Raw genomic sequence first — 12,544 nt, 5'->3', positions numbered from 1 at the left:
AGGATAGCTTATCGGTAGCTAACCGTCCCTCCATCCACATGACCAAGCGTTGCACTTATTATCTGAATTCGCGGTTTGCTATATCGCGTAATGAGCATGGTCGCATACATGGCTTTTTCATCGGCAACGTGTTCCATGTTGTCTGGCTTGATCCGAATCATCAACTCTACCCCGGGACATAGTGGTTAACACCTTTCAGAGCAGCAAAAGCCTTAATCTATCAGCATTGTCATCTTGCCGCTTCCATGCACTGTAGATGCCCTTTGTCCACGCTTTGCCCGCCTTAGTCTGTAATCCAGCCTCATTTAAGCGTTCTGCGATGATGCGGCCGTTATCAAAGCCCTCCCTGATGTGTCTGCCACAATCTTTATCACCACACGCTGAACGTAAGGCTGCGGAGGAATGCCCTTCTTACAACGTATCAGGGCCGCTGCTGCCATTTCCATACGTTCCACCAGCTCCAGTACGCGGTGATCCGGGTTGCTGATGGGCTGGCCTACCTTCTGCCTTACAGCATCAATTAGTCAGGCGGAAAGTAACAGACAGAGATTGCTCATATACGACGGTACCGGATAGGAGATTGAGGATACAATTTTTCCACCGTAAGACGGTGTAAGACACTTTGTGGCCGCTCAACATCGGCGCGAGTTTTCAGCTGTTGGCCGGGCTGTTACCCACAGCTGTGCCAGCATCGGCGGCCAGCTGACTCACGAAAGACCAGGCAAACTTGCTATTCATTTAATTGTTGAGTGATGCTAAGAAAGTCGCATCAGGTCATCATGGTAATGGTGGGCAGCAGGCGGCTTTGTTAGTCACTGCCAGTGGCTTGCAGCTGTAACCGGAATGTGGACAGGGTAACTGTCAGTGGTTCTGCTGCCGTGCTGCTGAGCGTCTGTGTTAAGGTTGAGCATAATTTTGACAGAGTATGACAGGATGGTGATTCATGGCGGCACTTACCCCGGTAGTTAAGGCATTCATCGTACAGGCGCTGGCATGCTATGACACACCGACTCAGGTAGTGGAATCTGTCCGGGAAGAGTTTGGCATCAGTATTACCCGCCAGCAGGTGGAGTCACACGACCCAACGAAGGCGAACGGCAGAAAGCTGGCCCCTAAGTGGGTGAAGTTGTTCACTTTCACCCGTGCGCAGCTACAGAAAGAACTATCAACGATCCCTATCGCCAATAAAGCTTACCGTCTACGGTCGCTGGACAGGATGGCCGTACAGGCAGAAAGCAGAAGCAACTACGCCATGACGGCCCAGCTACTTGAACAGGCAGCCAGGGAGTGTGGTGACGCCTACGTGAAGAGGAATAAAAAGTAAGCCGGTGATGTATCACTCCTGCTCAAAAAGGAAGTGTGGGGAGCACTACGAAGCTTTCGTAGTTCACTGGCCATTATGTTGAGGCGCTGGTATCCACCGGCAAGGTATTCACTCCGGTATCCAGTAAAAATGTGGTTTCTAGGCATGAGGTTTCCACGGTGGTTCCCACCAAAAAGCGGATAGAACTGGTGACGGGTGATCGGCTGGCGGATAGCCTCCGCGGCGCGATAAAGGAGCTGCAAAAGTGCCACACAAAAACATTTGGGGGTACATTTGGGGGTATGTAAGAAAATTGAATTAATAAAAAACCATAAATTACATAAATATGCGGTGTAATGTTGAATCCTGTAGGCTCCCGCATCAGCACTGAATTTCTGGTCTTCTGACGTCTTCTAAGAACTGTTGAAAGCTACACCCTTTTGGGGGCATCATTGGGGGCACGGCCCGTTCAATGGATTGCGATGCCCCCAAATGAAGCTCAACGCCCGAAAAATCGAGTCTGGTCGCCTGCACGGCTTTCGCCCGGCCCCTGATGACGCAGGCTGTTGGTCATGGTTTTAATGTTGTATTCCCGTTGTATCTGATAAAACTCAGTCAACAATAAACAACTTCGCCCCAACAGAGGTAGAAGAGCGGTGCGCCTCCGCATTATCCGCAACCTGATAACTGATGCCCGGTGTCAGCGTAAAGGTTCGTCCATCATCCAGCTCAGTATGCAATTCACCCTCGAGGCACAGCAGAATATGCCCCTTCAGACACCAGTGATCGGCCAGATAACCCGGTGAATACTCAACGATCCTGACACGGATATCGCCAAACTTCGCGGTACGCCACAAGGCATAGCCTTGCTCACCCGGGTGACGTTCTGTTTCCACTTCTTCCCAGTTGGTGATGCCAAACGGGATGTTATTAATCTGCATACTATTTTCCTTGTCAGTTCAGGCAATTATCTTCTATTTAGAGCAAATCAGCATTTTGTTGGCAATATTTTTGTCGCTCATTCGTCTACTTCAGTACGACATCATTATTGTGGAGAGACAACATGAGAGATTTCCGTGGTCACCGCCGTCATCCGGCAAAGTTTGCTCTGGTATTCCTCGCCATGGCAGTGGTTATGACGCTGCTGGTTATGTCACTGTGGAATGCACTGATCCCTGATTTATTTGGTCTGAAGAGTATCAGCTTCTGGAATGCGCTTGGGCTGCTGGTGCTGTGCCGGATACTGTTTGGTGGCATGGGTATGGGGCCGATGATGTTTAAAATGGCGCGTGATAACCGTCAGCTGCGCGACCGCTGGATGAGGATGAGTGATGATGAACGACGCGCCTTCTTTCAGATGCACCGGCGTGGGCGGGGCCGTGAGCACTGGCGTGGTGGCCGTGATACGCCGCCACAGGGAGAAGGGCAGAAACCTGCGGATAATGAGTGACCGTAATGGCTGAAAGCGACAACGACAGGTCTGCCAGCCTGCTGGATGCCCTGGCCGCCTGCCGGGCGAAAATAGCGGCGTTTATTCGTCGCCGCACGGCTGTGCGTGAAGAGGCAGACGATATTTTGCAGGAAATCACCCTGCAGTTAATAAATGTCGAGCAACCCGTGGAGAATGTCGCCGCCTGGCTGTTTCGCGCAGCGCGTAATGAGATGACGGATCGGGCACGGAAAAAGCGTGAATGGCTGTTTTCCGACGATCCTGACGGCGATGATATGGACGAGAATCTGCAGCAGGTGCTGTTCGGCGTGGCGCAAACGCCGGAAGACGCGCGGCTGAATGCACTGTTCTGGGATGAACTGGACAGTGCGCTGGCCGACCTGCCTGCGGCGCAACGCGAGGTGTTTATCAAAACCGAGCTGGAGGATTGCAGTTATAAACAGCTGGCAGCAGAAATGGATCTGCCCGTGCAGACCCTGTTATCCCGTAAGCACAAAGCGGTGCGTTATCTGCGTGCCCGGCTGGCGGCGCTGTATGATGAGATTATGCTGCCCTGAAGCGCACATTCAGTGCGCAGCGATATTATGGCGGGCTCAACGTGCCGCAGGATCATTAAACGGCCTTACCACCAGTTCTGTTATCTGTGAATCCGGTGTGCTGTCAACGATCAGCCGCACCGCACTGGCAACGGACGCCGGTGCGCTTTTATCCTGTTCGTTCTCTTCTGCTGTTAGCGGATTCATCGGGGTGGCTGTCGGGCCGGGATAGACAGTGGCGACCCGCACGCCATGCTGTCGCTCTTCATTACGCAGCGCTTCCGCCAGAGCATGCAGGGCGAATTTACTGGCGGAGTAGACCGCGTGACCTGGCAGGGGACGAGTGCCCGAACCGGAATTAATAAACACAACCTGGCCCTGATGCTGGCGCAGCAGTGGCAGCGCAAGGCGTGTCAGTTCTGCAGGGGCAAACAGATTAATGGCAAACTGTTGCTGCCAGTCATCAGGCGCGGCGTCAGCGACACGAAAACGTTTCGCGATTGCCGCGGAATGAATCAGCACATCAATACGCGGCAGGCTGGCGATAAACTCCGCCACCCGGGCATGATCGACGATATCGATACTGACGGGCGTGATTGCCGCATGGCTGACAAAAGGGGAGTCGCTGGCAGCCCGGCGGCTCAGGGTATACACATGGTGGTCACGCGCCAGGTTTTCTGCAATCGCCTGGCCGATACCGCTGTTACCACCGCTGACGATAGCAATTTTTTTTACGGCTGATGTTGCTGACATAACGCATCTCCTTGCTGGTTGTGGCTTATTTCTAAGCCATTTTTGCCAGCCAGCAAATGCGTTGTTGATATAAGCTATCCCGCAGGAGCCCTGCCGCGGGCTCCTGCTGTTAAGAACGGTTATAAATTCGCGTTCTTGTCACCTTTTCCGCTGCTCTGCGCTTTCACTGGCGCGCCCAGCGTCTGGGTAAACCAGTTCACCACCCGCTCAATCACGGGTTTCTGGAACCAGCTCAGATCGCCATGCTGGGCGCCTTCCAGCACCACGTAATCCACTTTGTCATGTCTGGCCTTTAGCGCGTTGAACAGCTGGGCGCTTTGCTGCGGTGATACCAGCGGATCGGCGCTGCCGTGCATAATCAGGAACGGCGGTTCTTTACCACTGATATGTCCCATCGGGCTGGCCGCCAGCGCTTTTTTGGGATCGCTGTCGATGGTTGCGCCAGCAAAGTTGCGAAACGCTGCGCCGTGTACCAGCAGCGCCTCAGTGACGGCCGGAGAACGGTGTACTTTCTGGATCTCTTCCGCATACCCTTCGCCGATATTCAGCAGATTGGAGATGCCATACAGTGTTGCTACTGCCTGCACGGCGGATGACTGATCGGTAAAGTCACCCTGGTCAAACTGCTTCTCATCGTTAGTGGTGCCGAGCATCTGTGCCAGCCAGCCACCAGCGGAATCACCCAGCACGCCGATACGCTGTGGGTCGATACCATATTCCTGCGCATGAGCACGTAAATAGCGCACGGCGGCTTTGCCATCGACGACCGGCGCCGGGAAGGTATTGGGCACCACGCGATATTCGGTGGCAGCGACAACAAAGCCAGCCTGTGCCAGTGCCAGACGCATTTCGATATATTTATCGTAATCCGCGGAAGTAAAACCGCCGCCAGGGAAATAGACAATCGCTGGTTTCAGGTCGCTGGTACGTGGCACCAGCAGCGACATATGCAAAGCGCGAACGGCACGGGTGCTTTTGACTTGCGCGTAGACGACATCGCTGATCAGATCGGTCTGGCCCTGTTTCACTGCTACCTGCATCACCTGCGCGCCTTCGGTGAAACCATTCAATGCCGGGGTTGCGGCAGATGCAGAAGCCATCAGTAGCGCCATCAGTAAGCCTCCCGGTAGGGTAATTAGCTGTTTTCTCATTTTTTATCGCCTGATTTATAGGGTTGTAATGGTGTCTGCCTGCAGGCTAACAGTTTCTTTTTAAAAAGAATAACGCTGGCTTTGGCGGATAATGATTTAAAAATCCGATAGGTTGCGAGGACGGAATGGATAAAACAGGGAAGGGGATGCGGGAAAAAAACAGGCCAGCATGGCTGGCCTGTTGGCTGTGTTAAGCGCGGATTACTTGCTTTCCGGCAGCGCGTAAGCAATCACGTAATCACCACGGTCTGGCGACTGACGTGCGCCGCCTGCGGAGATCAGGATGTACTGCTTACCATTCTTCGGTGAGACATAGCTCATCGGGCCACCCTGACTGCCGACTGGCAGACGGGCTTTCCACACTTCTTTACCGGTAGAAGAATCGAAGGCGCGCAGGTAGTAGTCCTGAGTACCGGCGATGAACACTAAACCACCCTGCGTTGCCAGCGTACCGCCCAGAGTTGGCATACCGATTGGCATCTTCGCGTGCATTTTAATGCCCATCGGGCCGGTATCCTGCACGGTGCCAACCGGAACCTGCCAGACGATCTGCTGGGTTTTCATATCGATGGCAGAAAGAGTACCGAATGGCGGTTTCTGACATGGAATGCCCAGTGCGGACAGGAAGCGGTTTTTGTTCACGGCATATGGCGTGCCTTTCAGCGGCACCGCGCCCATGCCGGTGTTGATCGCTTCACCGCCGTTGCTGGCTTTGGCTCCGTCGTTTTTCGTCGGAATCATCTGCACCCACAGACCCAGGCGCATATCATTGACGAAGATGTAATTGTTATTTGGATCAGTGGAGATGCTGCCCCAGTTCAGACCGCCCAGAGAACCCGGGAAGCTCAGTGACTTATCCGTATCCGGTACGGTGAACAGGCCATCGTAACGCATGGATTTAAAGTCGATACGGCACAGCAACTGGTCAAACGGTGTGGCACCCCACATATCCGCTTCGGTCAGCTTCTGGTTGCCGATCTGCGGCATACCGGTTGAGTGTGGCTGAGTCTTGGTGTACTGCTCGTTAGGGATATGTCCCTGCGGCATTGGCAGTTCTTCGACTTTGGTCAGCGGTTTACCGGTCAGACGATCCAGCACAAAGATCATGCCGGTTTTACCGCCGATCACCACGGCTGGCCTGGTGGTGCCATCTTTTTCCGGGAAGTCGATCAGGCTAGGCTGCATCGGCAAGTCGAAGTCCCACAGATCGTTATGCACGGTCTGATAAACCCACTTCTCTTTACCGGTGGTGGCATCCAGTGCCAGAACGGAGGCACCGTATTTGTGATCAAGTTCAGTACGGTTGGCACCCCACAGATCCACAGAAGAACTGCCCATCGGGATAAAGACGGTGTTCATTTTTGGATCGTAGGACATTGATGCCCAGGAGTTCGGTGTACTGCGAACATAGTTCTGACCCGGCAGCAGCTGTGCGTTCGGATCAACGTTACCTGGGTCGAACGCCCAGCGCATCTGGCCGGTGATCACATCAAAGCCACGCAGCACGCCGCCAGGCATATCAGTCTGCACGTTATCCGCTACGCGACCGCCAACCACGACAGTGGTGCCGGCAAGAGTAGGGGCAGAAGTCAGCTGATATTTGGGATCCTGCGCTTCACCCAGACCTTCTTTCAGGTCGACGATGCCTTTGTTACCGAAGCTTTCACAGAATTCACCGGTGTCGGCGTTGATAGCAATCAGACGCGCGTCAATGGTGTTCATCAGGATACGACGCTGACAGGTATCACCTGCCGGCAGAGTGACCTGCGTTACTGGCGTTGAGCCTGGGACGTCGGGTTGTGTCAGCGGTTTAGTGGCGTCAAAGTACGCCAGACCACGGCAGCGGTTCCACACCTGGGCTTTGGCGTTAATTTCGCGTTTCCAGATCTCCTTACCGCTGTCAGCTTCCACCGCAATCACGTTGTTGTTCGGTGTACACAGATACAGCGTGTTACCCACCTGCAGCGGGGTCTGCTGATCTTCAGCACCGTTACCGGTAGGGCTGACTGGCGTATCACCAGTATGGAAAGTCCAGGCCACCTGCAGATCTTTCACGTTATCGCGGGTGATCTGGTCCAGCGCGACAAAGCGGCTGCCTTCCGGTGTGTTGCCGTAGTTATCCCAGTCTTTCTGCTGTTTCGCTTTATCTACCGGCACCAGTGGCAGTTGCTGACCGCTGAACGCGACGGTTGGATGTGGCTGGAACATGCCGACGAACGCCGCCACCATACCCACCGCCAGTACAGCAGAAAGGGTATAAGAGACTTTCGCCAGCGGGGCTTTGCCTTCACGCTTGCGCAGTGCAGGCCACAGCAGGAACGACAGCAGCATAAAGCCGGTCGGCACCATCAGACGTGAAATCAGCGGCCAGAAATCCAGGCCCGCATCCATCAGCGACCAGATTAACGTACCGGCAAATACCAGAATAAACAGGACCACCGCAGAGGATTTACGGCGGAAGAACTGAACCGCCGCCAGTACCGTTACGATACCTGCGATAACGAAATACCAGCTGCCGCCGAGTGAGGCCAGCTTACCGCCGCCAATGACGAAGAACAGACCGGTAGCAAGCAGCACCAGTCCGAACAACACAGCCAGGATACTCAACCCTTTGCAGGGACGAGCGGAATTTTCTGCCATAACACAAACTCTCCTGAAAAAAATAAAACGTCCCTGCTCGCGTATTCACATCTTTCGGCCACGGGAGAACCCCATGCCTGCGGCTGGAAACAGTTTTGTAACGGCTTTCTTTAGCATTGAGGATACAGAACAAAGCCCGTTCTGCCGCGGTTATGCGGGAGGCATACCTGGTGAAATAAAGGTTCTCCTGCCCGACGGCGCCAAAATTGTACCATTTGATACATTAAAAAGTGAATATTGATAACGCAAAACTCACACGCCGATAGCATTTTTGCTACAACTAAGAGGCGTATTGTGGCTACGTGCGTGAATTGTGTTTTATTTACTCAAATAGCGTAGCAAAAAATAACCAAAGCACCTGCCGGAACGATCCCGGCCGTGTAATGAAATTATTCCTGGCGCTGTTTTCTGCTGATGCGTGATACGTCGTTCCTTCCTTGATACTGATCCTGCTAAGTGCTAAAACGTGCCCCTTCATAAAAACAACACAGGGGTAGGACGTGAAAGACGCGTCAACCGTTTCTGCTGCATCAGGGCAGGACGCTTCATCAGGTAATGGACAGGCATTACAGCGTGGTCTGAAAAACCGCCATATTCAGCTGATTGCGCTGGGCGGGGCAATTGGCACCGGGCTGTTTCTCGGCATTGGGCCGGCGATTCAGATGGCGGGCCCAGCAGTGTTACTCGGCTATGCGATTGCCGGTGTGATTGCCTTTCTGATCATGCGTCAGCTGGGCGAAATGGTGGTGGAAGAGCCGGTGTCCGGTTCCTTTGCCCATTTTGCTTATAAATACTGGGGACCGTTCGCCGGTTTCCTCTCTGGCTGGAACTACTGGGTGATGTTTGTGCTGGTCGGCATGGCCGAGCTGACGGCAGCCGGCATCTATATGCAGTATTGGTTCCCGGAAGTGCCGACCTGGATATGGGCGGCGCTGTTCTTTATTGTCATCAATGCCGCGAACATGGTGAATGTGCGCCTGTACGGTGAAATGGAGTTCTGGTTCGCGCTGATTAAAGTGCTGGCGATTATCGGCATGATTGGTTTTGGCCTGTGGCTGCTGTTCTCCGGTCACGGTGGCGAGCGTGCCAGCGTGGATAACCTGTGGCAGCATGGCGGCTTCCTTGCTACCGGCTGGCATGGACTGATCCTGGCGCTGGCGGTGATTATGTTCTCCTTTGGCGGGCTGGAGCTGATCGGGATTACTGCGGCGGAAGCCGATTCGCCTGATACCACGATTCCGAAAGCGGTCAATCAGGTGGTGTATCGTATCCTGCTGTTCTATATCGGTTCACTGGTGGTATTGCTGTCGCTCTACCCGTGGATGGAGATCAAATCCAGCAGCAGCCCGTTTGTGATGATCTTCCATGAGCTGAACAGCAATATGGTGGCCTCGGCGCTGAACTTCGTCATCCTGGTGGCTTCGCTGTCGGTGTATAACAGCGGCGTGTACTCCAACAGCCGGATGCTGTTTGGTCTGTCGCAGCAGGGCAATGCACCTGCATTCCTGACGCGTGTCAGCCGTCGCGGTGTGCCGGTGAACTCACTGCTGCTCTCTGGTGCGATTACCTCGCTGGTGGTGCTGATCAACTATCTGTTGCCGCAAAAAGCCTTTGGCTTGCTGATGGCGCTGGTGGTGGCAACGCTGTTGCTGAACTGGATTATGATCTGTCTGGCGCACCTGAAATTCCGCGCGGCCATGCGCCGTCAGGGACGCGTCACGCGCTTTAAGGCGCTGCTGTACCCGGCAGGAAACTATCTCTGTATTGCTTTCTTAATACTGATTCTGGTGCTGATGTGCACGATGGAGGAGATGCGCACCTCGGCATTACTGCTGCCGGTGTGGATTGTGTTCCTGTTTGTGGCGTTTAAGCTGCTACGTAAAGAGAAGCGCTAACTTATCTGTTTACCTGCCCGCATGCTGACAGTGTGCGGGCAGTTGATATGCTTAGTGGCCCGGAGAGCTGATTGACTGGCCGCTGATAAAGTAGTGGGAAAAGAGCTTCGACTGGAGCACATGCTCTTTGTTGAGCATCTTCATCATAATTTCCTTCGCCCCGTATTCCGCCATCTCTTTCACCGGATAGACCACGCTGTCGATGTGTGGCGCCAGATATTCCGTCAGGCCGAAGCTGTCGAAAGATATGACCGAAATATCCTTCGGCACCGACAAGCCGTGCAGTCTCAGCGCGCGCAGCCCGCCGGAGCAGGCACGTTCGCCGCAATAGACAATCGCCGTGAAATCCAGTTTGCGCTCAATCAGGGTCAGCGTCGCCTGCTCACCGAACACCTGATCATAACTACCAGCCACGCAGTAGCGTTCATCCCAGTGGGGATTTGCCGCGCGAATGGCATCGATACATCCCTTCTGGCGCTGGCTGGCACTGTGGCGGGATTCTGGTCCGGCAACCACTGCAATCTGGCGGTGACCCGCCGCAATCAGCTTATTCGTCGCCTCAAAGGCTGAGGTGTAGTGATCAAATGACACGGCATTCATATCGCTGGTGGCGGGTGCATCAAGCAGGATGACCGGTTTGCTGCCAGTGAAAGCCTGTATCGCCGTAGCCGATAAATGGCGTGAGTAGAGCAGAAAACCATCACAGTTGATCTCATTCAGTTTGCGAAGGGCATTTTCTTCTTCCGCCTGATTGCTGCTTTCCAGCACCATCAGCATTTTCCCTCTGGCATTCACTTCCTTATGAACGGCGCTCATCACGGAGCCAAAGAAGCCAGAGACGTTATTGGGGATCAGCATCCCAATCACACCACTACTTTTACTGACCAGTGACTGGGCACTCAGATTGGGTTTGTAGTGCAAAACCTCGATAGCATGCTCAACGCGTCGCCGCGTTTCTGGTTTAACCTTTTCGGGTTCATTCAGGACGCGGGTGACCGTTGCGCGTGAAACGCTGGCCATGCGGGCAACATCGACGATAGTTGACATAAAATTCCATTGTGAGATAAGCAATGTCTGAATAAAACATTGCTTATCGTCTCTCTAAGATTATGGATTTAATACACTTTGTTGCGATAGGCTTCAATCATTTCTTGTATCAGATCGTTTGCCAGCATGGAAGTCATCAAATGGTCCTGGGCGTGCACCATCACTAAGGTCACCGGGATTTTGCCTTCGCCTTCATCCAGTCCGATCAGCCGGGTTTGCACAGCATGTGCCCGGCTTGCCGCTGCTCGTGAGCGCGCGAGAGCATCATCGCAATCCTGCCATTCGCCTTTTTTCGCATGCTGTAACGCAATCATCGCTTCGCTTTTACTTTCGCCTGCGTTGGTGATGATTTCCATAATTTCCAGTTCAAGATCCATAACTCTATACCCTGTAATGATTAAACGTAAACCTGCGGCGGATTACCCGTTCGCTTCCTGTGCCAGCAGCTGTTTTTCATAGGCTTTATAGAACGGCAGCCACATCACGCAGGAGATAGGAAAGTTGGTCAGCACCAGCAATATCGGGCCGAACGACCAGCCTGCAGCCAACGACGCACCCAGCAGTGACGGGGTGGTCCACGGCACAATCGACATCGGCTTATCGACAAAACCGGAGCTGAGGGCAAACCAGGCGACGGTGGCGTTAATCAGTGGGGCACCCACAAACGGAATCAGCATCAGTGGGTTCATGATGATCGGTGAGCCAAAGATCACCGGTTCATTAATGTTAAACAGCGAAGGCACTACGCTGAGTTTGCCGATTGAACGTAAATGTGCGGAGCGGCTGCGCAGATACATAATCACCAGCGCCAGTGTGGAACCGCAGCCGCCGATGACGATATAGAAACGCCAGAAGGGGTCAACAAAGCTGTGTGGCAGTACCTGGCCCAGTTCCAGCGCCGCCTGGTTAGCGGCAATATTTGCCAGCCAGAAGGGTTGCAATAAGTTGGTGACAATCGCGGCACCGTGAATACCGCAGAACCACAACAGATGGGAAATGAGTACGCAGATTAAGATGGCGGCTAAGCTGTCAGAGGCGGCAACAAACGGTTTAAACGCGGCCATGATCACTTCGGGCACCAGCATCCCGGTAAAGTGTTGCAGCAACAGTGATAACGGGTAGAGGGTGGCAAGCATAATCAGCACGGGCACCAGCAGCTCAAAGGACTGAGCAATCTTTTCCGGTACTTGTTCTGGCAGGCGGATGGTGAGGTTTTTGTCTTTCAAAAACCGCATCAGTTCCACGGCGTAAATGGAAGTCAGTAACGCGGTGAAAATTCCCGTTCCGCCCATGAAGGCCGCCGGAATATTGCCATTGGTGAACGGCGCGGCAACAATCAGGAAAGAGCGCAGGGAGAGCAGGCCTCCCATTAACGGGCTCAGTTTATAGCCCTGCGCCAGGTTGTAGCCGATACCTACCGCGACGTAGATCGTCATGATGCCCATCGTCATGCGGAATGGCATCATGATGGCATCTTTGTGGCTGGTGGCAAACTCCAGCCAGATTTTACCGATAGTGAAGGTGGTATCTTTGGAAAACGGCGGAAATGCCAGAATCATCAGGAAACTGCCGACGATCATAAACGGCATTGCCGAAATAAAACCGTCGCGCACCGCCAGCACATGACGCTGACCACCGATCTTACCGGCGAGTGGTGCAATTTTCTTTTCAATAAATGAAATAATATTGCTGTATAAGGCGGATTCAACTCCGAAGTGCAACGCTAAGCCGCCAATCTTAGCTCTGCAAACACCACAGACGGTTGCCTG

At 53.6% G+C, this 12,544-nt stretch carries 12 protein-coding genes and 1 pseudogene; 5 read left to right on the top strand and 8 right to left on the bottom strand.

What is annotated here, in order from left to right; all coding sequences use genetic code 11:
- Positions 1 to 195: 195 nt before the first annotated feature.
- Positions 196 to 524 (bottom strand): annotated as a pseudogene (locus tag ACSZO1_RS19375) (hypothetical protein); the annotation flags it as partial.
- Between the two features lie 419 nt (positions 525 to 943).
- On the opposite strand from ACSZO1_RS19375, the gene ACSZO1_RS19370 reads away from it, so the two are divergent.
- Entirely contained in the window at positions 944 to 1,324 is a 381-nt protein-coding gene (locus ACSZO1_RS19370) for a DUF2280 domain-containing protein (protein ID WP_437615554.1), read from the top strand.
- 590 nt (positions 1,325 to 1,914) lie between these two features.
- On the opposite strand, the gene ACSZO1_RS19365 is transcribed toward ACSZO1_RS19370, so the two are convergent.
- Entirely contained in the window at positions 1,915 to 2,244 is a 330-nt protein-coding gene (locus ACSZO1_RS19365) for a DHCW motif cupin fold protein (RefSeq protein WP_437615552.1), read from the bottom strand.
- 122 nt (positions 2,245 to 2,366) lie between these two features.
- Between ACSZO1_RS19365 and ACSZO1_RS19360 the strand changes: the two genes are divergently transcribed.
- Entirely contained in the window at positions 2,367 to 2,753 is a 387-nt protein-coding gene (locus ACSZO1_RS19360; RefSeq protein WP_437615550.1) for a hypothetical protein, read from the top strand.
- 5 nt (positions 2,754 to 2,758) lie between these two features.
- Positions 2,759 to 3,310 (top strand): RNA polymerase sigma factor, encoded by a 552-nt coding sequence (locus ACSZO1_RS19355; RefSeq protein WP_437615548.1) that lies wholly within the window; start codon positions 2,759 to 2,761, stop codon positions 3,308 to 3,310.
- Positions 3,311 to 3,346: 36 nt separating this feature from the next.
- On the opposite strand, the gene ACSZO1_RS19350 is transcribed toward ACSZO1_RS19355, so the two are convergent.
- The 3 genes from ACSZO1_RS19350 to ACSZO1_RS19340 form a co-directional block, all read right to left on the bottom strand.
- Positions 3,347 to 4,042, bottom strand: coding sequence for an SDR family oxidoreductase (locus tag ACSZO1_RS19350; protein WP_437615546.1), 696 nt, complete (start codon positions 4,040 to 4,042; stop codon positions 3,347 to 3,349).
- A gap of 119 nt (positions 4,043 to 4,161) precedes the next feature.
- Complete coding sequence (locus ACSZO1_RS19345) at positions 4,162 to 5,193, bottom strand: alpha/beta hydrolase fold domain-containing protein (RefSeq protein ID WP_437615544.1); 1,032 nt, start codon at positions 5,191 to 5,193, stop codon at positions 4,162 to 4,164.
- A gap of 201 nt (positions 5,194 to 5,394) precedes the next feature.
- Positions 5,395 to 7,833 (bottom strand): glucose/quinate/shikimate family membrane-bound PQQ-dependent dehydrogenase, encoded by a 2,439-nt coding sequence (locus ACSZO1_RS19340; RefSeq protein WP_437615542.1) that lies wholly within the window; start codon positions 7,831 to 7,833, stop codon positions 5,395 to 5,397.
- A 73-nt stretch (positions 7,834 to 7,906) separates the two neighbouring features.
- Between ACSZO1_RS19340 and ACSZO1_RS19335 the strand changes: the two genes are divergently transcribed.
- Both ACSZO1_RS19335 and pheP read left to right on the top strand, forming a co-directional pair.
- The gene (locus ACSZO1_RS19335; RefSeq protein WP_437615540.1) at positions 7,907 to 8,074 is read left to right on the top strand and encodes a hypothetical protein; all 168 of its coding nucleotides are present in this window, start codon (positions 7,907 to 7,909) and stop codon (positions 8,072 to 8,074) included.
- A gap of 259 nt (positions 8,075 to 8,333) precedes the next feature.
- Complete coding sequence (pheP, locus tag ACSZO1_RS19330) at positions 8,334 to 9,728, top strand: phenylalanine transporter (protein WP_437615538.1); 1,395 nt, start codon at positions 8,334 to 8,336, stop codon at positions 9,726 to 9,728.
- 51 nt (positions 9,729 to 9,779) lie between these two features.
- Here the strand turns inward: pheP and ACSZO1_RS19325 are convergent, their stop codons facing one another.
- From ACSZO1_RS19325 to ACSZO1_RS19315, 3 genes are all read right to left on the bottom strand, one after another.
- On the bottom strand, positions 9,780 to 10,775 hold the full coding sequence (locus ACSZO1_RS19325) for a LacI family DNA-binding transcriptional regulator (protein WP_437615536.1): 996 nt from the start codon (positions 10,773 to 10,775) through the stop codon (positions 9,780 to 9,782).
- Between the two features lie 68 nt (positions 10,776 to 10,843).
- Positions 10,844 to 11,152, bottom strand: coding sequence for a PTS lactose/cellobiose transporter subunit IIA (locus ACSZO1_RS19320; RefSeq protein WP_437615534.1), 309 nt, complete (start codon positions 11,150 to 11,152; stop codon positions 10,844 to 10,846).
- Positions 11,153 to 11,194: 42 nt separating this feature from the next.
- Positions 11,195 to 12,496: a PTS sugar transporter subunit IIC gene (locus ACSZO1_RS19315; protein ID WP_437615556.1), complete on the bottom strand. Its 1,302-nt coding sequence runs from the start codon at positions 12,494 to 12,496 to the stop codon at positions 11,195 to 11,197.
- Positions 12,497 to 12,544 lie beyond the last annotated feature (48 nt).

The organism is Erwinia sp. V71, assembly GCF_965644245.1.
Taxonomy (GTDB): domain Bacteria; phylum Pseudomonadota; class Gammaproteobacteria; order Enterobacterales; family Enterobacteriaceae; genus Erwinia.
Note: the sequence above shows the minus strand (reverse complement) of the source record. Positions and strands in the feature narration are given on the sequence as shown.

Bases quoted from the DNA above. Each gene is read 5' to 3' on its own strand.
- ACSZO1_RS19370 (WP_437615554.1), top strand. From the start codon at position 944: ATGGCGGCACTTACCCCGGTAGTTAAGGCATTCATCGTACAGGCGCTG.
- ACSZO1_RS19365 (WP_437615552.1), bottom strand. From the start codon at position 2,244: ATGCAGATTAATAACATCCCGTTTGGCATCACCAACTGGGAAGAAGTG.
- ACSZO1_RS19360 (WP_437615550.1), top strand. From the start codon at position 2,367: ATGAGAGATTTCCGTGGTCACCGCCGTCATCCGGCAAAGTTTGCTCTG.
- ACSZO1_RS19355 (WP_437615548.1), top strand. From the start codon at position 2,759: ATGGCTGAAAGCGACAACGACAGGTCTGCCAGCCTGCTGGATGCCCTG.
- ACSZO1_RS19350 (WP_437615546.1), bottom strand. From the start codon at position 4,042: ATGTCAGCAACATCAGCCGTAAAAAAAATTGCTATCGTCAGCGGTGGT.
- ACSZO1_RS19345 (WP_437615544.1), bottom strand. From the start codon at position 5,193: ATGAGAAAACAGCTAATTACCCTACCGGGAGGCTTACTGATGGCGCTA.
- ACSZO1_RS19340 (WP_437615542.1), bottom strand. From the start codon at position 7,833: ATGGCAGAAAATTCCGCTCGTCCCTGCAAAGGGTTGAGTATCCTGGCT.
- ACSZO1_RS19335 (WP_437615540.1), top strand. From the start codon at position 7,907: ATGCCTGCGGCTGGAAACAGTTTTGTAACGGCTTTCTTTAGCATTGAG.
- ACSZO1_RS19325 (WP_437615536.1), bottom strand. From the start codon at position 10,775: ATGTCAACTATCGTCGATGTTGCCCGCATGGCCAGCGTTTCACGCGCA.
- ACSZO1_RS19320 (WP_437615534.1), bottom strand. From the start codon at position 11,152: ATGGATCTTGAACTGGAAATTATGGAAATCATCACCAACGCAGGCGAA.